26 protein-coding genes are annotated in these 24,393 nt (G+C 41.6%); 25 read left to right on the top strand and 1 reads right to left on the bottom strand.

Features of this window, described 5'->3' with window-relative positions; translation table 11 throughout:
• The first annotated feature begins 21 nt into the window (after nt 1-21).
• The 8 genes from ftsY to rsmB all read left to right on the top strand — a co-directional run bounded on the left by ftsY (nt 22) and on the right by rsmB (nt 8,969).
• Nucleotides 22-981 (top strand): signal recognition particle-docking protein FtsY, encoded by a 960-nt coding sequence (ftsY, locus tag H0U71_00775; GenBank protein MBA2653586.1) that lies wholly within the window; start codon nt 22-24, stop codon nt 979-981.
• Between the two features lie 25 nt (nt 982-1,006).
• A complete protein-coding gene (gene ftsE, locus H0U71_00780; GenBank protein ID MBA2653587.1) occupies nt 1,007-1,675 on the top strand; it encodes a cell division ATP-binding protein FtsE in 669 nt (222 codons plus the stop codon).
• Nucleotides 1,668-2,636, top strand: coding sequence for a hypothetical protein (locus H0U71_00785; GenBank protein MBA2653588.1), 969 nt, complete (start codon nt 1,668-1,670; stop codon nt 2,634-2,636). The genes ftsE and H0U71_00785 overlap by 8 nt, the downstream gene beginning before the upstream one ends.
• A 67-nt stretch (nt 2,637-2,703) precedes the next feature.
• Complete coding sequence (gene rpoH / locus H0U71_00790) at nt 2,704-3,555, top strand: RNA polymerase sigma factor RpoH (GenBank protein ID MBA2653589.1); 852 nt, start codon at nt 2,704-2,706, stop codon at nt 3,553-3,555.
• Between the two features lie 162 nt (nt 3,556-3,717).
• On the top strand, nt 3,718-4,542 hold the full coding sequence (locus H0U71_00795; protein MBA2653590.1) for a DsbA family protein: 825 nt from the start codon (nt 3,718-3,720) through the stop codon (nt 4,540-4,542).
• 105 nt (nt 4,543-4,647) lie between these two features.
• Nucleotides 4,648-5,553 carry a glycine--tRNA ligase subunit alpha gene (gene glyQ / locus H0U71_00800; protein ID MBA2653591.1) on the top strand — a complete coding sequence of 302 codons (906 nt, stop codon included), beginning with the start codon at nt 4,648-4,650 and terminating at the stop codon, nt 5,551-5,553.
• A gap of 54 nt (nt 5,554-5,607) precedes the next feature.
• Complete coding sequence (locus tag H0U71_00805) at nt 5,608-7,680, top strand: glycine--tRNA ligase subunit beta (GenBank protein ID MBA2653592.1); 2,073 nt, start codon at nt 5,608-5,610, stop codon at nt 7,678-7,680.
• 2 nt (nt 7,681-7,682) lie between these two features.
• On the top strand, nt 7,683-8,969 hold the full coding sequence (gene rsmB / locus H0U71_00810) for a 16S rRNA (cytosine(967)-C(5))-methyltransferase RsmB (GenBank protein MBA2653593.1): 1,287 nt from the start codon (nt 7,683-7,685) through the stop codon (nt 8,967-8,969).
• Between the two features lie 18 nt (nt 8,970-8,987).
• On the opposite strand, the gene H0U71_00815 is transcribed toward rsmB, so the two are convergent.
• Complete coding sequence (locus H0U71_00815) at nt 8,988-9,425, bottom strand: universal stress protein (GenBank protein ID MBA2653594.1); 438 nt, start codon at nt 9,423-9,425, stop codon at nt 8,988-8,990.
• A 416-nt stretch (nt 9,426-9,841) separates the two neighbouring features.
• Between H0U71_00815 and rpmH the strand changes: the two genes are divergently transcribed.
• The 17 genes from rpmH to atpD all read left to right on the top strand — a co-directional run bounded on the left by rpmH (nt 9,842) and on the right by atpD (nt 24,380).
• Nucleotides 9,842-9,982 (top strand): 50S ribosomal protein L34, encoded by a 141-nt coding sequence (rpmH, locus tag H0U71_00820; GenBank protein ID MBA2653595.1) that lies wholly within the window; start codon nt 9,842-9,844, stop codon nt 9,980-9,982.
• Complete coding sequence (gene rnpA / locus H0U71_00825) at nt 9,975-10,340, top strand: ribonuclease P protein component (protein MBA2653596.1); 366 nt, start codon at nt 9,975-9,977, stop codon at nt 10,338-10,340. Before rpmH ends, rnpA begins: the two co-directional genes overlap by 8 nt.
• Nucleotides 10,289-10,570, top strand: a complete 282-nt coding sequence (gene yidD, locus H0U71_00830; protein MBA2653597.1) for a membrane protein insertion efficiency factor YidD — start codon at nt 10,289-10,291, stop codon at nt 10,568-10,570. Before rnpA ends, yidD begins: the two co-directional genes overlap by 52 nt.
• A 6-nt stretch (nt 10,571-10,576) precedes the next feature.
• A complete protein-coding gene (gene yidC / locus H0U71_00835) occupies nt 10,577-12,253 on the top strand; it encodes a membrane protein insertase YidC (protein MBA2653598.1) in 1,677 nt (558 codons plus the stop codon).
• Nucleotides 12,254-13,630 (top strand): tRNA uridine-5-carboxymethylaminomethyl(34) synthesis GTPase MnmE, encoded by a 1,377-nt coding sequence (gene mnmE, locus H0U71_00840; protein MBA2653599.1) that lies wholly within the window; start codon nt 12,254-12,256, stop codon nt 13,628-13,630.
• Between the two features lie 12 nt (nt 13,631-13,642).
• Complete coding sequence (gene mnmG / locus H0U71_00845; protein ID MBA2653600.1) at nt 13,643-15,520, top strand: tRNA uridine-5-carboxymethylaminomethyl(34) synthesis enzyme MnmG; 1,878 nt, start codon at nt 13,643-13,645, stop codon at nt 15,518-15,520.
• 18 nt (nt 15,521-15,538) lie between these two features.
• Complete coding sequence (rsmG, locus tag H0U71_00850) at nt 15,539-16,174, top strand: 16S rRNA (guanine(527)-N(7))-methyltransferase RsmG (GenBank protein ID MBA2653601.1); 636 nt, start codon at nt 15,539-15,541, stop codon at nt 16,172-16,174.
• On the top strand, nt 16,167-16,973 hold the full coding sequence (locus tag H0U71_00855) for a ParA family protein (protein ID MBA2653602.1): 807 nt from the start codon (nt 16,167-16,169) through the stop codon (nt 16,971-16,973). The genes rsmG and H0U71_00855 overlap by 8 nt, the downstream gene beginning before the upstream one ends.
• A complete protein-coding gene (locus tag H0U71_00860) occupies nt 16,963-17,859 on the top strand; it encodes a ParB/RepB/Spo0J family partition protein (GenBank protein ID MBA2653603.1) in 897 nt (298 codons plus the stop codon). Before H0U71_00855 ends, H0U71_00860 begins: the two co-directional genes overlap by 11 nt.
• A gap of 121 nt (nt 17,860-17,980) precedes the next feature.
• A complete protein-coding gene (locus tag H0U71_00865) occupies nt 17,981-18,376 on the top strand; it encodes an ATP synthase subunit I (GenBank protein MBA2653604.1) in 396 nt (131 codons plus the stop codon).
• Nucleotides 18,373-19,188 (top strand): F0F1 ATP synthase subunit A, encoded by an 816-nt coding sequence (gene atpB / locus H0U71_00870; GenBank protein MBA2653605.1) that lies wholly within the window; start codon nt 18,373-18,375, stop codon nt 19,186-19,188. Before H0U71_00865 ends, atpB begins: the two co-directional genes overlap by 4 nt.
• A 24-nt stretch (nt 19,189-19,212) precedes the next feature.
• Complete coding sequence (gene atpE, locus H0U71_00875) at nt 19,213-19,509, top strand: F0F1 ATP synthase subunit C (GenBank protein MBA2653606.1); 297 nt, start codon at nt 19,213-19,215, stop codon at nt 19,507-19,509.
• 19 nt (nt 19,510-19,528) lie between these two features.
• Complete coding sequence (locus tag H0U71_00880; GenBank protein MBA2653607.1) at nt 19,529-19,999, top strand: F0F1 ATP synthase subunit B; 471 nt, start codon at nt 19,529-19,531, stop codon at nt 19,997-19,999.
• A gap of 2 nt (nt 20,000-20,001) precedes the next feature.
• Nucleotides 20,002-20,538, top strand: a complete 537-nt coding sequence (locus tag H0U71_00885) for a F0F1 ATP synthase subunit delta (GenBank protein ID MBA2653608.1) — start codon at nt 20,002-20,004, stop codon at nt 20,536-20,538.
• A gap of 27 nt (nt 20,539-20,565) precedes the next feature.
• Nucleotides 20,566-22,107 carry a F0F1 ATP synthase subunit alpha gene (locus tag H0U71_00890; GenBank protein ID MBA2653609.1) on the top strand — a complete coding sequence of 514 codons (1,542 nt, stop codon included), beginning with the start codon at nt 20,566-20,568 and terminating at the stop codon, nt 22,105-22,107.
• A 6-nt stretch (nt 22,108-22,113) separates the two neighbouring features.
• The gene (gene atpG / locus H0U71_00895; GenBank protein MBA2653610.1) at nt 22,114-22,974 is read left to right on the top strand and encodes a F0F1 ATP synthase subunit gamma; all 861 of its coding nucleotides are present in this window, start codon (nt 22,114-22,116) and stop codon (nt 22,972-22,974) included.
• Between the two features lie 26 nt (nt 22,975-23,000).
• Nucleotides 23,001-24,380, top strand: coding sequence for a F0F1 ATP synthase subunit beta (gene atpD, locus H0U71_00900; protein MBA2653611.1), 1,380 nt, complete (start codon nt 23,001-23,003; stop codon nt 24,378-24,380).
• The last annotated feature ends 13 nt before the right edge of the window (nt 24,381-24,393 follow it).

Genomic DNA, 24,393 nt, shown 5'->3' on the forward strand with positions numbered 1-24,393 from the left:
AAAGTAGAAAAGGGTTTTTACATGTTAAGTTTTCTTAAATCAAACAAAAATAAGGAGACAAAAGAAGACGGTTTTCTCGCTTCTGTCTCAAAAGGCTTAAAAAAAACCCGCGATTCCTTTTCTAGAGGCCTTGGAACCATCGTTCTGGGGAAAAAAGTAATTGATCAAGTCTTACTAGAAGAAATTGAGACGCAACTAATATTAGCTGATATCGGTGTTGACGTTACTCAAGCCATCATCACAGATTTGACCAGAAAGATTTCTCGTAAAGAACTCGCAGATGCGGAAGCACTTTATGGCGCATTAAAACAAGATCTGCTAGAAATCCTTACGCCTAAAAATCAAAAAAAGTTTTTAGAAGTGACTGTTAAACCCGCAGTAATACTTGTTATTGGGGTAAATGGCTCAGGGAAAACAACCAGTATCGGCAAGCTTGCGCATCTTTTCCAAAAACAGAATACCAAAATAATGTTAGCCGCCGGTGATACCTTTCGTGCAGCCGCCATTGAGCAGCTCCAAGTCTGGGGTCAACGTAATAACATCCCTGTTATTGCTCAACATAGCGGTGCAGACAGCGCCTCGGTAATTTATGATGCGTTACAAGCCGCCAAAGCAAGAGATTTTGATTTACTAATAGCAGATACAGCAGGTAGGTTACACACTCAAAATCATCTAATGGAAGAGCTCATTAAGATTAAACGGGTCTTAGGCAAAATTGAAACCACAGCTCCTCATGAGATTTTACTCGTTCTTGATGCTACCACTGGCCAGAATGCTTTGCGGCAAGCCGAGCAATTTAATAAGGCAATGGGCGTCACGGGCATTATCATTACCAAGCTAGATGGAACTGCAAAGGGGGGAATAGTCTTTGCCATTGCACAAAAAACCCAGCTCCCTATTCATTTTATTGGGGTGGGTGAACAAGTCGAAGATCTTATTCCATTTGATCCCAAAGAGTTTGTGGATGCACTTTTTTCATAAATTAAGCTCAGCTCAGGAGTAATTGATGATTAAGTTTGAACGCGTAAGCAAACGTTATGCAGGGGGCCATCAAGCATTAGCTGACGTTACTTTTCATCTTGAAAAAGGCGACATGGTCTTTCTAACTGGCCATTCAGGGGCCGGAAAAAGCACGCTCCTTCGCATCATTATGAAAATGGAAGATGCCTCCCAAGGCAACGTCATTATTAGCGGACAAAACCTCGCTAAAATTACCAAACAGGCCATCGCCGGCCTGCGACAAAGTATCGGAATGATTTTTCAAAATCCCTTGTTATTGCCCCATCGCACCGTCTTCGAAAATGTAGCCCTACCACTGTATGTTTCAGGAATGGGCAATCAAGAGATCAGTCATCGGGTTCGGGCTGCATTAGATAAAGTGGGCCTACTCACGAAGGAAAAATGCTCCCCCACCAGCCTTTCAGCGGGAGAACAACAACGGGTGGGAATTGCTCGGGCGGTCGTAAACCGGCCTGCTATCCTATTGGCAGATGAGCCCACGGGAAATTTAGATCCGCATCTCTCGACGGAAATCATGAAGCTTTTTGAGCAATTTAATCAAGTCGGGACGACTGTGCTTATTGCAACCCATGATCTTGGATTGATCGCTCAAATGAAATATCCAATATTAGGACTGAAAAAAGGTAACTTATCTCAAGGAGTTATCGATGCGTAAACCTGTTACGAAGCCTGTCAAAAAAAAGCCCCAGGTAAAGAAGTCGACCCCCAGTCGTGGGGACAAACGCTTACTTACCAACCATTACAAGGCTTTCACGGATGCACTTAACCAAAGCATAAGCAGCCCTCTAAGCACGTTAGTTACTTGCACGATTATTGCTATCACGCTGTTCCTAACATCCACCTTGCTCCTTACGTTGAAATCCCTGCAACAGGCTACGGATTATATCAACTCAAGCAGCCAGGTGACTATTTATCTTAAAACCAGTGCTCAAGAAAACACTATTTCAGAATGGCTAAATCAACTTAAACAAGATCCCGAAATTAAGGCAGTCACTTATATATCTGCAGCACAAGCCTTGCAGGAATTGGCGCAGCAAAAAGACTTTAGTGGTCTATTAACCAATGTAGATCAAAACCCTCTGCCCCCTGTCGTGATGTTAAAACTTAATCCAACTACTCCCTCAAAAATCCAAGACTTAAGTCAAAAACTTCGTACTATGCCATTGGTAGCTAGCATTAATTTAGATTTTGATTGGTTAAACCGTCTGTCTGCCCTAATACAGTTAGGCAACAGACTCAGCTTGGTGCTTTCCATCGTCTTCAGTATTGGGGTGCTTTTTATCATTAGCCATGCCATTCAAGGAGCTACCCAAAAAAATCGACAAGAAATGGATATTTTGGAGCTTATTGGCGCATCGACCCCTTATATAAGACGTCCCTTTTTATACCTCGGTTTTTTGTTGGGATTGGGAGCAGGCATCATTAGTCTGATATTACTGATTGTCCTTCTTATAGCCCTAAAAACGCCGCTTTTTGAATTGTTACGTTCTTATAATTTGAGTTACTCCACCCTCTTTAGTCTCTCTAAAGTTTTCTTCTTAACGCTCCTTATAAGTACCAGCCTCGGGTGGGTGGGGGCTTGGCTGGCCTTTTATAAACATGCTAAAATCTCATAATTATTTTTGTTAGCACTCTCCCGCAAAGAGTGCTAACATTATTTTCTGTTAAATTCCAAGGTGAGCTATGGGAAAAAATTTACAAAAATTACAGTTTGCTGCCCCAATAGGCAGTCTAGAAGCCTATATTCATTGGGTAAATCAAATTCCACTATTGAGTGTCGAAGAAGAAAAAGAGCTAACTCATAACCTCTATTATAACGGCGATTTAGAGGCAGCTCGTCAACTCATCTTATCGCATCTACGCTTTGTTATCCGCGTAGCCAAAGGTTACGGCGGTTATGGCCTCCCCCAGTCTGATCTTATTCAAGAAGGCAATATTGGATTAATGAAGGCGGTTAAACGTTTCAATCCTGAGGTGGGAGTACGTTTAGTGTCTTTTGCTGTCCATTGGATAAAGGCAGAGATCCATGAGTTTATCCTTAAAAACTGGAAAATTGTCAAAGTCGCCACGACTAAAGCTCAACGTAAACTTTTTTTTAATTTACGAAAAGCCTCCAAAAATTTAACCTGGTTTTCCCAAAAAGAAGTTCAGGATCTTGCGAATGATTTAAAGGTGAGCGAAAAAGATGTGCGTAAGATGGAAGCTAGGCTCCATTTACAAGACGAAACTTTTGATCCCCTGATTCAGGACGACGACAGCGAAAGGCAGTCTCCAGCACATTATTTAGAAGATCATCGCTATGACCCAGCAAGAACACTCGAGGCGGAAGATTGGTCTGAAAGTCGGGAACAAAAACTTCACCTTGTTATGGCGAACCTAGATGAAAGAAGCAAAGATATTCTCCAACAACGCTGGCTAGTGGATAAAAAAGCCACTCTTCATGAACTGGCCAGTAAGTACAACGTCTCAGCAGAACGCATCCGTCAGCTTGAGAAAAATGCGATGAATAAAATCAAAGAATCCCTTCATAACTAGTGCACTAATGCAGCGCAGCAGCATCTGATACTTGCCCGCTAAAGCAAAAACCCGGATACCGCAGCGCTCCATCTAAGCACCCTAAGTGCCCAATAAGTGTCTTGACTTGTAAGTAGTCCATGCTACTGTTAATTTGTAATAACCAGCAAGAAGGATAATCCAGTGAAGATAAACCATTTGTTAATGGCGGGTTTGTTTTCTTTTGCTTTGATTTCATCACAAGCAGCTAAAGGAACTGAGCCCACAGCGACGCCCCCTGCGGCAGCGAAGAATACTGCCAATGTCACTCCCCCGATAAATGACCTTTCTGATACTCAAGTAAAACAAATTCAAAAAGTAGTCCATGACTATCTAGTTCAAAATCCTCAAGTTTTAGTTGAAGCCTCTCAGGCATATCAAGACCAGGAATTAGCAAAAGCGAAAACAAAAACGCAACTGGCTGTCTCAAAAAATGCTAAATCTCTGTTTAATTCAGCTCACAGCCCTACCGTTGGCAATCATAACGGCGATGTTACGGTCATCGAGTTTTTAGATTATCAATGCACTCATTGTCGCGAGATGTCAACGGTGGTTGGCGGTCTGATAAAAGGCGACGGGAAAATCCGAGTAGTTATCAAAGAACTGCCCATTTTCGGCGGCTCCTCAAAATATGCAGCTCAAGCCTCCATTGCTTCAATGAAACAAGGCCCAGATAAATTTTTAGCGTTTCATAAATCCTTGTTAGAAGCAGCGCCACCTTTAACCGATCAGAAAGTAATGGAAGTAGCTAAAAATGCTGGACTAAATACCCAGCAGCTTGAAACCGATATGAAGAGTAAGATCGTCGAGGATCAAATCAATGATAACTTCAAATTAGCACAAGCTTTGGGACTTTTAGGAACACCCGCTTTTATCGTTTCAAATAGAAGTGGTAGCCATGTGGAATATGTTCCCGGGGCGGTAACTATTGAGAGCTTAAAGCAGGCCATTACCCAAGTACGTAAATAATCTAACAACGCCTTCTCTCGTTCAGCGAGAGAAGGTAACCCCGGTTCAGAGGTACGCCCATTGATACATGATGCAGATAATATAGATGTTAAAACCTTCCAAGGCATGATTTTAGCTTTACAACATTACTGGGCAAAACAAGGCTGTATTATCTTGCAGCCTTATGATATGGAAATTGGGGCGGGCACCTTTCATACCGCCACCTTCTTAAGGGCTATTGGCCCCGAACCCTGGAAAGCAGCTTATGTACAGCCCTCTCGTAGACCTACAGATGGTCGCTATGGAGATAGTCCCAATCGAACGCAACATTATTACCAATTCCAAGTGGTGCTCAAACCCTCTCCAGACAACATCCAGGACCTCTATCTAGGTTCCTTACGTTACTTAGGAATCGACCCCCTTATCAATGATATCCGCTTCGTAGAAGACAATTGGGAATCACCCACCTTAGGAGCCTGGGGGCTGGGTTGGGAAGTATGGCAAAATGGTATGGAGATTAGTCAATTTACCTACTTTCAACAAATAGGCGGGCTTGAATGTCGACCTGTCACCGGTGAAGTCACTTATGGCTTAGAGCGAATTGCTCTCTACATACAGAAGGCTGACAGTTTTTATGATTTGGTGTGGACCAAAAATTCAGAAGGCACGGTAACCTACGGTGATGTGTTTCACCAGAATGAAGTAGAAATGTCGACCTATAATTTTGAGTATGCAAATGTTGATTACTTATTCAGCCAATTTGATATTTACGAGCAAGAATCGCAAAAATTAATCGCGGCTAATCTGCCCCTTCCTGCCTACGAGTTTGTTCTTAAAGCTTCCCATACTTTTAATTTATTGGACGCAAGACGAGCCATATCAGTTACAGAAAGACAACGATTTATTCTTAGAGTAAGAAAATTGGCATTCGCCGTAGCGAAAGCCTATTATGAAACCCGAGAAAAATTGAACTTTCCACTGCTCTTAAAAAAAAACTCTAAACTAATGATGGATAAAGCCGCGGTCGTCTAAGAATTATAATGTCTTGTCCATTTAAGCGGAGGAGATGTAGCGTAAGAGGAAAATATGGATCAAACATATGATGATTTTTTAGTTGAAATAGGCACAGAGGAATTACCTCCTAAATCTTTATACTTACTCGCCTCTTGTCTCGCCGATAAAATCAGTCAGGAATTAACTGACGCATTTCTGCCTTACGAACAAATACAATTTTTTGCAACGCCCAGACGTTTGGCTGTATGGGTGCGAAATCTCAAACCAAATCAAGAGGATCGATGCCTTGAACGTGTGGGCCCGGCGGTTTCGATAGCCTATGATCCACAAGGCAATCCTACTCCTGCTGCAATCGGTTTTGCAAAATCCTGTCAGGTCACTTTGGACAAAATAGAAATAAAAAATACTCCCAAAGGAGATTGTCTTTTCTATAATCAATTACAACCTGGCGAAACAATTTTTGAATTGGCTCCTTATTTGGTAAAAAAAGCGTTACAGGAGCTTCCTATTTCCAAACCCATGTTATGGGGTAACCATTCCACTGCGTTTGTGCGTCCAGTGCATTGGCTATTAATGATGTATGGATCGCAGGTGATACCTTGTCGATTATTCGATTTAGACACCGATAATAAAACCTATGGTCATCGTTTTCATCATCCCGAACCCATTACTGTTAATGATCCAGCTCAATTTGAAGCCACTTTAAAAGAAAAAGGTTTCGTCATCGCTAACTTTGAACAGCGTAAAGAGGATATTAGAGAAAAAATCATTGCAATAGCAAAGGAAAAAGGCCGTGTCATTATAGATGAAAGCCTACTAGATGAGGTGACCGGTCTCGTAGAATGGCCAGTCCCGTTTCTAGGCCGATTTGATTCGCGCTTTCTTAAAGTACCCCAAGAAGCCTTAATATCAGCTATGAAACTGCATCAAAAATGCTTTCCTCTCGTCAATGACCAAGGATTGTTATTGCCCTATTTTATCGCCACTGCAAATATTGAAAGTAAAGAACCTGAAGAAGTAGTAACGGGTAATGAAAGAGTCATTAAGGCTCGACTATCTGATGCCGAATTTTTCTACCATTCTGATCTCAAACAAGGCATCGAAGCCAATTTAACGAAGTTAAATACGATCGTGTTCCAAAACAAACTTGGAACGTTGTACGAAAAGGCCATTCGAATTTCCAAACTTTCTGGTTTTATTGCGGAAAAAATTAACGCCGATAAGCAAAAGGCGCTACGTGCTGGGTTGCTTTGCAAGGCAGATCTTACTACCGAGATGGTAGGAGAATTCCCTGAATTGCAAGGTATAATGGGCTTTTACTATGCTTTGGAAAACAAAGAATCGGAAGAAGTCGCTACGGCAATTAAGGAGCACTATCATCCTAAATTTTCCGGAGATAGCGTCCCGACTTTACCGCTCAGCAGCGCCGTCGCCTTAGCAGATAAACTCGATACCTTAGTGGGAGTTTTTGGCATTAAACAAGCCCCGACCGGCGAGAAAGACCCCTTTGCCTTGCGCCGCGCGGCGCTGGGGGTACTTAGAATACTAATTGAAAATGAATTAGCACTCGACTTGCGTGATTTATTACAGGAAGCCGCGAAAGGATACCACAGCTTAGAAAATGCGAACGTCGTAGAAGAAACGTTGATCTTTATGTTAGAGCGTCTGCGATCATGGTATTTTGAAAAGGGTATTAGTGCGGATATTTTTGCTTCAGTCAATGCCCGTTTTCCCACCTCACCCCTCGATTTTGATGCCCGTATTAGAGCTATTCAATACTTCCAACAACTGCCAAGCGCACAAGCCTTATCCGCTGCCAATAAAAGAGTGAGTAATATTTTAAAACAGACAATTTTTCCTCCCCATACTCATTATAATTTTGCCCTGTTTGAATTAACCGCTGAAAAAAACTTAGCGACCGTTATTGAACAAGTGGCTAAAAAAGTTGAAGAATTTTGCCGTCACTATGATTATCAAGCCGCCTTGGGTCTCCTTGCAGATTTAAGAGGCCCCATAGACCATTTTTTTGATGAGGTAATGGTGATGGTCGATGACGAAAAATTACGCAATAACCGCCTGCTACTCTTAGCTAACTTACGGCAATTATTCTTGCATATTGCTGATATATCCTTGCTTCAGAACTAATTATGCCTCGATTAATTGCAGCTAAATTAATTGTAAAAGTGCTTTATGAGAAAAGATCGTTATCTCAACTACGCTCTGAAATAGCTAAATTATCGCAGAAAGAGAAGTCCTTAGTGCAGGAACTTTGTTATGGCGTAATCCGTTGGTATTTTCAACTGAACTTCATCATCAATCAATTTATAAAAAAACCTTTAAAAAGCAAAGACCGGGATATTTATGCGCTTTTGTTAGTCGGTGTATACCAAATTTTATATACCCGCATCCCAGATCATGCCGCGCTCTCGGAAACAGTAAATGCTACTAAAAAACTTAATAAAGAATGGGCGGCCAGCTTAGTTAATGCGGTACTGCGTAATGTTCTGAAACAGCAAGGCACGATTATGAGCAAGCTAGCAAAGAATGAAGAAGCTTTTTACGCTCATCCAGAATGGTTTATCACTCAAATTAAAAAAGACTGGCCAACATGGCAAACCATTTTAAAAACGAATAATGAGCATCCGCCCCTTTGTCTCCGAGTCAATAAACTAAAAATCTCTCGGGAAAATTATCTGAATTTGTTGCAGGAAAAGCAGATTGACGGAAGAGGCCTTCCTCACACCAACTCCAGTATTTTTGTTAATCAAGCTGTAGATGTAAGAGAATTGCCCGGCTTCTATGAAGGGCTGATCTCAGTGCAAGATGGTTCCGCGCAATTAGCGGCTGAATTATTAGCACCGCAAGCCAATGAGCGAATTCTAGACGCTTGCGCGGCGCCTGGTGGGAAAACTTGTCACCTGCTTGAACTTCAACCTCAACTCAAAGAATTAATTGCTCTAGATGACGATTCCCAAAGGCTTGAAAAGGTCAGAGAGAACCTGGAGCGTTTGCATTTAACAGCCACTATTATTTGCCAAGATGTTTTGGCATTAGATGAGTGGCAGAAGAATTATTTTGATCGAATTCTTCTGGATGTTCCTTGTTCGTCTACGGGGGTCATTAACCGTCACCCTGACATTAAAATTCTTAGAGAACCTTCCGATATCACAGCATTAAGTAAAACGCAGTACGCTGCCTTAAACAGCCTCTGGCCCTTATTGAAACGAGGGGGGGTGTTACTTTATGTCACCTGTTCGATTTTCCCAGAAGAAAACGAAAACGTCGCGAGCCGCTTTATTGAGGAAACTCTCGACTGTAACGAAGAAAAAATAGAGGCCGCATGGGGAGTACCAGTGTCAGTGGGTAGACAGGTACTCCCCGGTATGCAGCTAGGCATGGATGGGTTCTACTTTGCAATGTTAAAAAAAGTATAATCCTATAAGAATACGCTATTAATCTTTGATTCGTACGGCCAACACATCACATTTCGCACCATGTAATACTGCATTTGCGGTAGAGCCTAATAATAGTTGCATCCCATGACGTCCATGACTACCCACTATAATCAGATTAATACCTAGATGCTCGGCTTCTTCCAGAATAAGCGCTTTAGCAGGGCCGACTTTAATATGCTGCTTGGCTTCGGGTACTTCTAGCTTTTTACCTATCTTAATCATTAATTCCTTAGCATTTTCCAGCAACATTTCTTCGATATCTGCGCCAGCAGCCACCCCATAAGCGGCTCCGTAGCTACTCAAATGTTCTATAGCATGTAACAGGTAGATCTCGGCGTTAAATTCCTCGGCCAACATTTTAGCTTTTGCAACGGGTAGGTCATCACATTTTGTATCCAGTTCCACTGCTAATAAAATTTTACTGTACTTTTTCATAGCCTCATCCCTTGTATTTAACAATTAAAAATATATCACAAGCACATGAACAGCCATAGCTTTTGAGCAGTTAAACTTAAAATAAGGGTTGTGTGAAAACGGTTAACTTCCTGTTATTTTACTGTGCGAGAACTAGGTTGCTTTTAAAGACCCTGAAATTATACAGAGTTAAACAGTTCTATCCCCAGGCTTATCCACACTCTCATAGGCTCAGATATTCTGTTAATGTATTAATTTTACTATGTTTTTCCAGGTTACCCACATTAATAGGCCTCCTTAATAACCACAACTAAGTAATTAATTTAATTACTATTATTATTAATAATGCGTTGGGGTTTTTATTTTTTTAGTGAATTTCTAGTTGAAAAATTATTAGCTCCTGTTATCCTTGGCTGTTTGATTTCGAACTGAAGAGAATCCCCATGAAAAGAACCTTTCAACCCAGCAATTTAAGGCGTAAACGTGTCCATGGTTTTTTGGCTAGAATGGCTACTGCCAATGGTCGCAAGATATTAAAGAACAGAAGACGTAAAGGTCGCAAAGTATTAAGTGCTTAAACCGAAAAAGTTAGAGAAGGATTCTAGACTTGCAGCCGCTGAGAGCTTTCAAAAAGTATACCGTAATGGGCGAAAATTCCGCCATCATGGTATCAGTGTCTTAGTATGTCAGAATGAACTAGCTCATTCCCGGATTGGAATTAGCGTCGCCAAGAAGCAAGTGCCACGAGCAGTAGATCGTAATAGAATCAAGCGCATCGTCAGAGAAAGCTTTCGACTGAGACGAGATGATTTAACGGCCAATCTAGATATGGTGTTCTTGATTTATTCCACGCTGTTAGAGCTAAGTAATCACGAGATACAATTATGTTTGGACTTTTTGTGGACAAAACTAATAAGTTTTTACAAAAAAGTATAATTTTCGGTTTAAAAATTTATCGCTATACCCTAAGCCCCATGCTTGGGCCACGATGCCGCTTTTACCCAAGTTGTTCGCAATACGCTATCGAGGCTTTAACTAACTGTGGCCTTATCAAAGGTAGTTATTTAATCGTACGACGTTTGTTAAAGTGTCATCCTTTTCATCCGGGCGGATATGACCCGGTCATTAGTTCGCATAATTTTTGTACCACGCCACAACCGAAGTAATTAAATATGTATGATCGAAAAATTTACCTTTATTTTGCTTTAGCCATTACGGGTTTCCTACTTTGGACCGCATGGCAGAAAGATTACGCTCCAAAACCCCAAGTCGCAGCACAAGTTGCCCCTTCGGCTATTCAGCCTGTTTTAACTCCTGCAGCTCCAGGAAGTGTGACAACGGGAGAAAAAAATCCTCAAGACCGTTTTATTCAAGTGAAAACAGATGCGCTTGATATAAAAATCGATAAAGTTGGGGGAAATATTGTTTCTCTTAAATTACTAAAGTACCCCGTAGCGTATGAAACTCCGCAAATTCCAGTCAGTTTGTTAACGGATGACACGGCAAATTACTATGTTACCGAGAGTGGCTTCGATAGCAAGAATGGACTCGAAACGTCAAAGACGATGTTTGAATCACCCCAAAGTGTTTATCAGTTAGACCCAAATAAAGACGATTTAGCGGTAGACCTTACTTGGAAGGGAAATAACATCACAGTCAAGAAGACCTATGTCTTCAAAAGAGGTAAGTACGATATCAACCTTAACCATGCTCTTCAAAATAATGCAAATGAAGCGTGGCAGGGCAATCTTTTTGCACAAATTAAGCGACGTGGCCTCTCCGATGAAAACAACATCTTTGGTTTACATACTTATCGCGGAGCTGCTATTTCCAGTCCTGCAGATGTGTATGAAAAAATCAGTTACAGCAAGATGGATAAGGAAAACTTAAATAGGGTTGTTAAAAATGGCTGGCTTGCAATGCAGCAACGCTATTTTGTGAGCGCCTTAGTTCCCAACCTTGCTGAGCCGCTCCAATATTTTAGTAGTGTGTCTTCTATAGGCCCTACCGATAAACCCGCTGATAAAATCTATACCATTGGTTTTAAAACACCTGAACTTACAGTGCCGCCGCACAGTGTAAAAAACGTTGCCACAACTTTGTACTCTGGTCCAGAAATTGCCGATGTGTTGAAACAAGTAGCACCTAACTTGGATCGCGTCATTGACTACGGATGGCTCTCTATTTTTTCTGTTGCCATCTTCAAAGTAATGGAGTGGATACATCAATTTGTTAAGAATTGGGGCGTCGCCATCATTTTAGTAACGGTCATGATTAAGTTACTTTTCTACAAACTTTCAGAAACGAGTTATCGGTCCATGGCGAGGATGCGCAATTTACAACCTCGTTTATTAGCCTTGAAAGATAAATTTGGCGACGATCGACAAAAATTAAGCCAAGCGACCATGGAGCTTTACAAAAAAGAAAAAGTAAATCCTTTGGGCGGTTGCTTGCCCATGGTCATACAGATCCCAGTGTTTATAGCACTCTACTATGTGTTAATAGAAAGTGTCCAACTAAGACAAGCGCCCTTTATTTTTTGGATACATGATTTATCGGTAAAAGATCCCTTCTACGTTCTTCCCATATTGATGGGGTTGAGCTGGATGATGCAACAAAAACTGAATCCGCCTCCGCCAGATCCTGTTCAAGCAAAAATGATGATGCTGTTTCCGGTCGTATTTACGGTTTTATTTGCCACCTTCCCTGCAGGGCTAGTGCTCTACTGGATTGTAAATAACTGTTTATCTATTTTGCAGCAGTGGTACATCATGCGAAAGGTCGAAAATGAAGGCAAAAAATCGTTGCCGAAAACAAAGACAAAGACTCGAGTAAGCAGTAGTCGATAAATGAATCCTCTCTTTCAAGATACCATTGCGGCCCAGGCTACTCCGCCGGGTCGCGGTGGCATCGGAATCATCCGAATTTCAGGTCAGGCAGCTTCAGAAGTTGCACAATTAATTTTAGGTAGATTACCGAGTCCGCGTTATGCCACTTTTTGCGATTTTTTAGATCACGATGGTTCTGTCATTGATCAGGGTCTGGCGCTTTATTTTAAGTCTCCTTATTCTTTCACGGGTGAAGATGTCCTTGAGCTTCATGCCCATGGAGGAAGTGTTGTTATCGATATTTTATTACAAAGAATCTTGAAACTCGGTGTGAGAATGGCAAGGCCGGGAGAGTTTTCAGAAAGAGCTTTTTTGAATGATAAAATCGATTTGACACAAGCAGAAGCGATTGCAGACTTGATAGAAGCTTCGTCGGCTGAGGCGGCAAGAAGTGCAATCAATTCTTTGCAAGGCAAATTTTCAGAACAAATTCGTCGCTTAGTAAATGAGTTCGTGACCTTACGGGTTTATGTGGAAGCAGCGATTGATTTTCCAGAAGAGGAAATTGATTTTTTATCTGATGGAAAAATTCTAACCCAATTAAAGGGGTTAATGGCGCAACTTGAAACCATCTTAATACAAGCCAAACAAGGACGTGCTTTGAACGAGGGGATGAAGGTCGTCATAGCAGGCTATCCAAATGCCGGCAAATCAAGTCTATTAAATAATTTAAGTGGTCATGACTCTGCTATTGTCAGTGATATTCCTGGGACAACCCGTGATGTCATTCGAGAAACAATTCTCATTGATGGTCTACCCCTGCACGTCATAGATACAGCGGGGCTTAGAGAAGAAAGTGAAACCGCCGATATAATCGAGTTGGAAGGGATGAAAAGAGCGTGGCACGAAATTCCTCAAGCTGACAGAATTTTATTAGTGGTTGATGCGGTATCAACTGCACCTTCGCAATGTGCGACTCATGAACTTCTACAGCAATTCAAAGGTTTGGAGCAGCGCCTAACCCTCATCCGAAATAAAATTGATTTGACGGGTGAAGCGCCCTTAATGGCTATTCCCGATAATTCAGGATTTACTGTCATCAATGTTTCTGCAAAAACAGATGCCGGTATTGATTTACTCAAAAAGCATTTAAAAGAGTGCATGGGGTATGGGGGTGGAAACAACCTTTTTATTGCGAGAAGAAGACACTTGGAGGCATTACTCAAGGCGCAATCCCACTGTTTAAAAGCGCTTGAACAATTGGTGGAGTACAAAGCGGGCGAGTTAGTTGCACAAGAACTTAGAGAGGCGCAAAATGCTTTATCAGAAATCACCGGTGAATTTCGTAATGATGATCTGCTAGGTGAGATCTTTTCTTCTTTTTGTATAGGTAAGTAGCTGGACATTCATATGAGCAAGAATTCTTCAAATTGTTATGACGTCATTGTAGTAGGAGGAGGTCACGCCGGAACGGAAGCTGCATTAGCCGCCGCGCGCATGGGCGTTCAAACACTTTTGCTGACTCATAATATAGAAACCTTAGGCCAGATGTCGTGCAATCCTGCTATTGGTGGTATTGGTAAAGGTCACCTCGTGAAAGAAATTGATGCCCTGGGAGGGGCAATGGCCAGTGCGATTGATAAAGCAGGAATTCATTTTAGAACGTTAAATTCAAGTAAAGGTCCGGCAGTACAAGCAACCCGAGCGCAGGGCGATCGGCTTCTGTATAAACAAGCCATACGCTATAAACTTGAAAATCAGCCTAATTTGAGAATATTTCAACAAGCTGTCGATGATATTTTACTTGAAAATGATCAAGTCATAGGTGTTCAGACTCAAATTGGAATAAAGTTTTACGCAAGACAAGTCATTGTTACAGCGGGTACCTTTTTAGGTGGAAAAATCCACATAGGATTAGAAAACTATCAAGGAGGTCGCGCAGGTGATCCTCCTGCTATGACTTTAGCCCTGCGCTTACGGGATTTGTCCTTGCGTGTTAATCGTTTAAAAACGGGGACACCCCCTCGCATAGATGGCAGAACTATTGATTATTCAAAGATCCAGAAACAGCCTGGCGATTCCCCTATTCCCCATTTTTCTTTCATAGCAAGTGAGTGTTATCCTGAGCAGGTTAATTGTTATATCACTCATACTAATCTTCAGACCCATGAAATAATTTTACAAAGTTTTGATCGATCGCCCATGTATACAGGAATTATTGAGGGTATAGGGCCGCGGTATTGTCCTTCCATAGAAGATAAAGTGGTGCGATTTGCTGACAAGCAATCCCATCAAATTTTCCTAGAGCCTGAAGGACTTACGACGCATGAAGTGTATCCCAATGGCATTTCTACGAGTTTACCTTTTGATATCCAAGAAAAATTCTTACGCACCATTACAGGTCTTGAACAAGCTCATATTACTCGCCCTGGCTATGCAATTGAGTACGATTTCTTTGATCCGAGAGACCTAACCCCCTATCTTGAAACTAAAGCCATCCCAGGATTATTTTTTGCTGGGCAAATTAATGGGACGACAGGTTACGAGGAAGCAGGAGCGCAAGGACTTATTGCTGGCTTAAATGCGGCGCGAAAATCTCTCGATTTAGAATTATGGTCGCCGAGACGAGATGAGGCTTATATAGGGGTTCTAATCGACGATCTAATTACTGCCGGCACGCAAGAGCCCTATCGTATGTTTACGAGTCGCGCTGAACATCGGTTGATTCTTCGAGAGGATAATGCTGATTTACGTTTAACCGAAATTGGGCGTCACTTAGGATTAGTTGATGATCACCGCTACGACCTGTTCAACCAAAAAAGTGAAGCGATAGCAAAAGAACGCGAACGATTGCATTCTACCTGGGTTCTACCCCATTCCGAGGCAGGTCTAGAAGTGGGTAAAGCGCTTGGGAAATCCTTAGAACGGGAATATAGAATCATGGACTTACTTAAACGGCCAGAAGCGCAATATGCTACTTTAATGAATATTAAAGGACTTGGAGAGCCGGTAGCAGATAGCAAGGTCTCAGAACAAATACAAATTCAGGCAAAATATGAAGGTTATATTCAACGACAATTGGCAGAAATAGAGCGCCAGCGGCGCAATGAAGAAACCACGTTGCCCACTCGAATTGACTATGACAAGGTACAAGGATTGTCGAGCGAAGTCAGACAAAAACTCAAGGAGGTTAAACCTACATCCATTGGTCAAGCTTCTCGCATCCCGGGTGTAACTCCGGCAGCCCTTTCGTTATTGCTTATTCATCTTAAAAAAACGACCTTTTAATCCCCTGGTACTAAGTTTATGAATGAAAAGAATTCATTATTAACAGTGCTTGATGCTGGACTAAATGAATTGGGCATAAAATTATCAGACATTGATCAAGAAAGATTACTGTTTTTTATTTCCCTGCTAATCAAATGGAATAAGGTCTATAACTTAACCGCTATTGTCCAGCCTGAAGCAATTATTCAGCGTCATCTTTTGGATAGTCTCAGCATTACACCTTATATTCGGGGCAAAAAAGTTCTAGATGTTGGTTCAGGCGCAGGTTTGCCTGGAATACCTTGTGCCTTAGCCCTACCCGCCCAGGATTTTACGTTGCTTGACAGCAATGGCAAAAAAACGCGTTTTATGACCCAGGCGGTTGCAGAATTACAGATGAAAAATGTAGAGGTTATACAATCCAGAGTAGAGGATTATCACCCCAAGCAATATTTCGATACTATTTTAGTAAGAGCATTCTCCTCTATTGAGAATATTTTGTTACAAACAAGACACCTACTTTGTGCAGGCGGCGAATTACTTATTATGAAGGGTATTTATCCGAGTGCAGAGCTGCAAAATATAAACAACCATGTTAAAGTTCACAAATTACTAGTTCCTGGGCTCAACGAACAGCGACATTTAGTCTGTATTAAAGGATCTCTTGATGGGTAATGTTATAGCTGTTGCTAATCAAAAAGGGGGGGTTGGAAAGACCACCACCTGTGTCAATCTTGCAGCATCGCTTGCTGCGACCAAGCGGAAAGTTTTACTGGTTGATCTAGATCCTCAAGGCAATGCTTCCGTTGGCAGTGGAGTGCGTCCACTCGAAACATCCCCTACTATGAATGATATTTTAATAGGTGAAGCGGATGTAGCTGGGGTCAAGGTAATGGCGCCGGCGGGATACGAGGTGCTACCTTCTGATAATAGTTTGACTGTGGCTGAGGTCCGCTTGCTTAAGCAACAAAGACGTGAATTTCTGTTAAAAGAAAGCCTTAGTTCAGCAAAAAACGAGTATGACTATATCATAATAGACTGCCCTCCTTCGCTAAATATGCTGACCGTCAACGCCCTAGTCGCTTGTGATTCTGTATTGATTCCTATGCAATGTGAATATTATGCAATGGAAGGTCTTGCGGGATTACTAAGCACCATTGAACAACTGCGTTATTCAGCTAACCCAACCCTGGAATTGGAAGGGTTGCTAAGGACAATGTTCGATGGAAGAAATCGATTGGCGATTGAAGTATCAGATCAACTAGTCAGCCACTTTGGCGAAAAAGTATATCAAACAGTCATCCCACGAAATATTCGTCTGGCCGAAGCGCCCAGCCATGGCCTGCCCGTTTTATTGTATGACAATAAGTCTCAAGGAGCGGCTGCCTACCTTGCTTTGGCAGGAGAGATTGTTCGCAAACAAACTAAAACGTCGGCTATTAATCAAAGACAAGAGGTTGAGTATGACAGTTAAGAAGAGAGGATTAGGACGAGGTCTTAGTGATCTTGGATTAAATGAATTACTTAGCCGTATGTCGACAGAGGTAAAAGTTGTTGACACCCCAAGTAGCGAAGCTGATAAGCACCCTGAACTAAAAAACTTGGATCTTGACGCTATTCAGCCTGGAAAATATCAGCCTCGAAGAGATATTGATGAAAAATCTTTGCAAGAATTAGCTGAGTCAATCCAATCTCAAGGGATTATTCAGCCCATTGTAGTGCGTAAAATTGCAGCAAAACGCTATGAAATTATTGCTGGCGAAAGGCGGTGGCGTGCGGCAAAAATTGCCGGATTAAAAGAAATCCCGGTCATAGTAAGAGACATCCCTGATGAAGCTGCCATAGCAATGGCCTTGATCGAGAATATCCAAAGAGAAGATTTGAATGCAATAGAGGAAGCGATTGCCTTACAAAGATTAAGCCAAGAGTTTTCATTAACACATCAAGAGATAGCGACGATAGTGGGCAAGTCGCGAGCAACAATCAGTAATTTATTGAGGTTATTAACCCTTCCTTCTGAAATAAAGTTGATGGTGGAGAAAGGCGAGATCGAAATGGGCCATGCACGAGCACTATTGTCCCTCGATGAAGAACGCCAGCTACAAGTAGCAAAACAGATTAACTTAAAAAAATTATCCGTGCGAGAAACCGAGCTCTACATTAGACGCCTTTTAAATCTTTCTGATATCCCTATTCCTGTCGAAAAAGATGTAAATTTGGCTCGGATCGAAAAGACATTAGCTAAACATCTGGGTCTGAGAGTCACAATAAAGGCAAAGGATGAAAACAAGGGCAAGTTAATTGTGCATTATAAAAATAGTGACCAATTACATTCGATTTTGGAGCATTTTGAGGAATAAGATCGATTCGTTTTGAAAATTTAATATTTTCATAAGCTATAGCATTAAACACAGTTGTAAATCATTCTCAAAATCATATATACTCCGCCAGGTCTCATAAAAACGGCAAAGAGGTGCAGCGTTGTCTAATAACATCCTCCGATCCATCAGGGGTGTTGCTTTTAGCTACGTATACATCCAGATCATCGTGATCTTATTCGCGACAGTCTTAATATATTTTATGGGCAGCGGTAATACAGCCTTTTCATTTTTTTGGGGAGGAATAATTTGTATACTACCGAATGCGTACTTTGCACATAAACTATTTGCAAAAACAGGCGCACAAGCAACGCGCCAGATTATTACTTCATTTTATATAAGTGAAGTTGTGAAATTTATAATTACAATTGTACTATTCGTCATAGCATTTAAATATTTTAATATGAATAAATTAGCCATTTTTATTGGCTATATCGTTGCACAATTTACTTTTTGGTTTACAGCATTATTCAGACATCGAACGGTTAATAAAATATGAACGTGGAAAGTCCGGCAACTGCATCGCAATATATTCAGCATCATTTAACAAATTTGCAATTTAATCTAAAGACAATGTCGTTAGGTGATGGTGGCTTTTGGACATTAAATCTCGATACATTATTCGTTTCGATGTTGCTCGGTTCTATTTTTATCATTTTCTTTAGAACAGTAGCTAAGCGAGCCACCTCTGGCGCTCCTGGAAAGGTCCAAAATTTTGTTGAAGTTGTGCTGGATTTCGTAAACACTCAGGTCAAAGATTGTTTTCATGGCAGAAGCGCTCTTATCGCTCCTCTCGCCCTCACCATATTTGTGTGGGTATTTTTGATGAATGCGATGGATTTGTTGCCAGTCGATTTGTTGCCACGCGCCACCTCAATGGTAGGCGTACCTTATTTGAGGGCTGTACCAACCACAGATCTTGGTGCAACATTTGCGATGTCCATCTCTGTGTTTTTATTACTTATTTATTATAGCTTTAAAATTAAAGGCGCTCGTGGTGTATTTAATGAGTATTTCATGCGCCCCTTCGGGCCCTATCCTTTCCCATGGAATATATTGGTAATGCCTTTTAACTTTTTCCTGAGATGCGTGGAAGAATTAGCGAAACCAATTTCACTTTCATTGCGGCTTTTTGGAAATATGTATGCAGGAGAATTAATTTTTATTTTGATTGCGCTGTTACCTGCATGGATACAATGGACTCTTGGAGGCCCTTGGGCATTATTTCATATTTTAATCATTACATTACAAGCGTTTATCTTCATGATGCTAACGATTGTGTATTTAAGTTTGGCTCACGAAGATCATTAATATTAACAAAATTGAGGAGATACAATGGAAACATTGAAATATATAGCTGAAATTCAAAGTTTAACTGCGGTGGCGGTGGGATTACTCATCGGATTAGGCGCGTTAGGCACTGCAATTGGTTTTGGAATATTAGGCGGAAAGTTTCTGGAAGGGTCGGCTAGACAACCTGAGATGATTCCACAACTACAAGTAAAAATGTTTATTGTAGCGGGATTACTGGATGCGGTTACGATGATCGGTGTGGGTATCGCTTTATGGTTTACTGTGGATAGTCCATTTGTTGCTGCACTGCTTGAGCAAGTAGGCAAAGTCGCTCAATAATCTACTAGAGGTCAGAGACGTGAATATAAATCTTACTTTATTGGGCCAAATGATTACTTTCATGATTTTGGTCGGCGTGACAATGAAGTATATTTGGCCACCTATGATGAAGGCGCTCGAGGATCGGCGTAAGCAAATAGCCGATGGTTTAGAGGCAGCAGAACGGGGTCATCATGAGCTTGAGCTTGCAAGACATAAAGCAACCGAAAGTCTGCGTGATGCCAAGCTCGAAGCCGCTAAATTAATCGATCAAGCGGCTCAGCGTGCTACTCGTATGATTGAAGATGCAAAAGGAAAGGCAAGAGAAGAAGGGGAGCGTCTAGTGATGCTCGCCAAAGATCAAATTGCTCAAGAAATGCAGACTGCAAAACATGATTTGTTACAACAAGTGGCGACGCTGGCTATTGCGAGTGCAGAAAAAATTCTAGAAAAAAAAATTGATGAGTCAGCCAATAACGCTTTGGTTGACCAGTTGATTGATGAGATTTAACTATGTCTGAAATCACGACCGTTGCGAGACCTTATGCGAAAGCCATTTTTGAATCAGCTTGTGAAAAGCACTCGCTTAAAGAATGGTCAGATACGCTAAAAAGATTAGCCTTCATTGCAAGTAGTAAAGAAATGCAACCTGTTTTAACGAGCCCGCTCGTGCCAAAAGAAGAGCTGGCTAGCATTTTTATTGATCTTGGTGGCGAATCAATAAATGAGGACTCAAAAAACCTCATCAACTTACTTGCCGAAGGGAAGCGATTAAATTTACTGCCCGCTATTGCCAAACTATTTGAAGACTGCGTGGCTGACCTTGAGAAACGAATTGAAGTGAAAGTGGTAAGCGCGTATTCCATCGACCCGCCCAGGTTGCAACGCTTAAAACAAGCCTTGGAAAATTATTTAAATCGCCAGGTTGCAATACGGTTTGTAGTAGACAACACGCTTATTGGCGGTGCAATTATATATGCTGGTGATGAAGTGATCGATGGCTCACTTCGCAGCAAGCTAAATAGACTTTTTGAAAGATTGAGTTGTTAGGGGGATATAACCGAGATGCAAACAAAGATGCAATTAAACCCATCCGAAATTAGTGAGCTCATAAAAAAGCGAATCGAAAGCGCAAAGTTGAGCCCAGAAATTTCTCGACAAGGGACTATCGTTAGATTGAAAGACGGTATCGCACAGATTCATGGTCTTTATGAGGCAATGAACGGAGAAATGTTGGAATTTGAAGGTGGCACTGCGGGAATGGCTTTAAATCTGGAGCAGGATTCAGTAGGCGCTGTTGTGCTTGGACCTTACGAGCATCTTGCAGAAGGTCAAATCGTCAAATGCACAGGTCGAATTTTGGAAGTTCCGGTGGGCGAAGCATTGCTCGGTAGAGTAGTAAATGCTTTAGGTGCCCCGATTGATGGCAAAGGGCCAATTGATACACCTTATCTTTCTCCTATAGAGAAAGTGGCTCCTGGTGTAATTTCTCGACAATCCGTAGATCAACCCCTCCAAACCGGATTATTAGGTATTGATTCATTAGTACCCATAGGACGAGGCCAGCGAGAATTGATCATCGGTGACCGTCAAACAGGTAAAACTGCGATTGCAATTGACTCCATCATAAACCAAAAAAATACGGGTGTTATCTGTATATATGTGGCGATCGGTCAGAAGGCATCTTCAGTTGCAACCGTAGTTAGAAAATTAGAAGAGCATGGCGCGATGGATCATACCATTGTGGTTGCTGCGACAGCTGCAGAGTCAGCATCGCTCCAGTTTATTGCTCCTTATTCTGGCTGCACTATGGGTGAATACTTCCGGGATAGTGGCCGAGATGCACTGATTATCTATGATGATTTAACCAAACAAGCTTGGGCTTATCGTCAAATATCTCTTTTATTAAGAAGACCGCCAGGCCGCGAAGCGTATCCTGGGGATGTCTTTTATTTACATTCAAGATTATTAGAGCGTGCCGCACGGGTAAGTGCAAAATACGTGGAAAAAATGACCGACGGTCGCGTGAAAGGTAAAACAGGTTCATTGACTGCATTACCCATTATCGAAACTCAAGCGGGCGACGTTTCTGCTTTCGTTCCTACTAATGTAATCTCTATTACAGACGGGCAAATTTATCTCGACACAGATTTGTTTAACTCGGGTATCAGGCCTGCTGTTAACGCAGGGTTATCAGTCTCTCGGGTGGGTGGTGCTGCGCAAACCAAGATAGTTAAAAAATTTGGTGGTGGCCTTCGATTAGCTCAAGCGCAATACCGTGAGTTAGAAGCCTTTGCACAATTTGCGTCCGATTTAGATGAAACTACTCGAAAACAATTAGAGCGTGGGCAACGTAGTACTGAAATTTTAAAACAAAAACAATATTCTCCTCTTAGTGTTGCTGACATGGCTATCACCTTATTTACCGCCGATCAAGGATACCTTGACGACGTTGAACTTAAAAAGGTGGTTAGTTTCGAGGAAGAGCTGCGACGTTTTATGAATGATAAGTACGCTGATTTATTGCAAACCATTAATGAGAATCCTGTTTATAATGACGAAATTGGTAAACAGCTTCATGAAGCAGTTAAAGAATTTAAGAAAACACAATCGTGGTAGTTAATAATGGCCATCGGTAGAGAAATTAAGACCAAAATCAAAAGCATAGAAAAGACGAAGAAAATTACGAGCGCGATGCAATTGGTTGCTGTGAGTAAAATGCGTCGAGCTCAAGAGCATATGCTGCGCACACGTCCTTATGCTAAGGCTATATTAAGGGTGATTGAACACATCGCTCGTAGCCATAGTGAATATCGACATCCCTACCTGACTCCTCGTGAAAGTATTAAAAAGGTGGGGTACATAATTATCTCAACTGATCGTGGACTTTGTGGTGGCTTAAATATTAATTTATTTAGAACGGCGCTAGCGGATATGCAAGCTTGGAACAACAAAAATGTTGAGTCAGAGCTGTGTGTTATTGGTCAAAAAGGCGAACATTTCTTCAAGCGTATTGGAGCTAACATCGTCGCAGAAGCAGATCATCTAGGGGATAGACCCACTATTAATGATTTAATCGGTGTTATTAAAACAATGCTCGATAAATATAATGAGGGCACCTTGGACGCCCTCTACTTAATCTCTAATGAATTTGTTAATACCATGACCCAAAAACCTGAAATCAAACGCTTACTTCCGGTGGTAGTGCCTTCGCAGAATACCCCAGAATACTGGGATTATATCTATGAGCCGGATGCGCGAGAAATTTTAGATGTGCTTTTGGTGCGTTATATAGAATTACAGGTTTACCAGGCAACAATAGAAAATATAGCCAGTGAACAATCCGCAAGAATGGTGGCAATGAAAAATGCCACAGAGAATGCAGGTGAAATTATTAAAGACCTGCAATTAATTTATAATAAGGCTCGCCAAGCTGCTATCACGCAAGAAATCGCTGAAATTGTAGCTGGTGCAGACGCTGTTTAGTACTTTGTAGAGAGGATTAAGAATTCATGACTAACACGGGTAAAATTGTTGAAGTTATTGGCGCAGTAGTGGACGTCAAGTTTCCTAGCGGTCACGTACCTAAAATTTATGATGCTTTGAAAGTTGTGGAAACAAACTTAGTGCTAGAAGCACAACAGCAATTAGGCGATGGAATTGTTCGTACTATTGCTATGGGCTCATCTGATGGACTAAAGCGAGGTTTAGCGGTAGTGAACACGGGTGATCCTATTATGGTGCCAGTGGGTAAAGATACCCTGGGTCGCATCATGGATGTACTCGGTAACCCTATTGATGAAGAAGGCGAAATTAAAGCCAACCGAATTCTACCAATCCATCGCGCTCCGCCTAAATTTACCGATCAAGCGATGAGCACCGAATTATTAGAAACCGGAATTAAAGTGATCGATTTACTGTGTCCTTTTGCTAAAGGCGGTAAAGTCGGACTGTTCGGGGGTGCGGGTGTAGGTAAGACAGTTAACATGATGGAGCTTATCCGAAATATTGCGATTGAACACAGTGGCTATTCCGTTTTCGCAGGAGTAGGTGAAAGAACACGTGAAGGAAACGATTTCTATCATGAAATGAAAGATTCAAACGTACTAGATAAGGTATCTCTCGTATATGGACAGATGAATGAACCACCCGGAAATCGATTGCGAGTGGCTTTAACGGGTTTGACGATCGCTGAAGCTTTCCGTGATGAAGGTCGCGATGTTTTATTATTCATCGATAATATTTATCGTTATACCTTAGCGGGAACCGAGGTTTCAGCATTATTAGGTCGTATGCCTTCTGCAGTAGGGTATCAACCCACCTTAGCAGAAGAAATGGGAATGCTTCAAGAGCGAATTACTTCTACCAAAACAGGATCAATTACGTCTATTCAGGCCGTATACGTACCTGCGGATGATTTAACAGATCCTTCACCAGCAACAACGTTTGCCCATTTAGACGCAACGGTTGTACTCTCGCGCCAAATCGCGGAATTAGGTATTTACCCAGCAATTGATCCTTTAGATTCTACAAGTCGTCAACTTGATCCATTAGTCATTGGACAAGAACATTATGATGTCGCCAGAGCGGTTCAAGGAACCTTACAGCGTTACAAAGAATTAAAAGATATTATCGCAATTTTAGGGATGGACGAGTTATCGGAAGAAGATAAAACATCCGTTCGTCGTGCAAGACGTATTCAGCGTTTCTTATCTCAGCCATTCTTCGTGGCTGAAGTCTTTACAGGTCAACCTGGAAAATATGTATCGGTTCAAGATACCATTCGAGGCTTCAGAGCGATTCTTAGCGGTGAATATGATCATCTTCCAGAGCAGGCATTTTATATGGTTGGCACCATTGATGAAGCCGTGGAACGTGCTAAGTCATTATAAATAAAGGTGTAAA

This window comes from Gammaproteobacteria bacterium, from assembly GCA_013697705.1.
Classification (GTDB): domain Bacteria; phylum Pseudomonadota; class Gammaproteobacteria; order UBA6002; family UBA6002; genus UBA6002.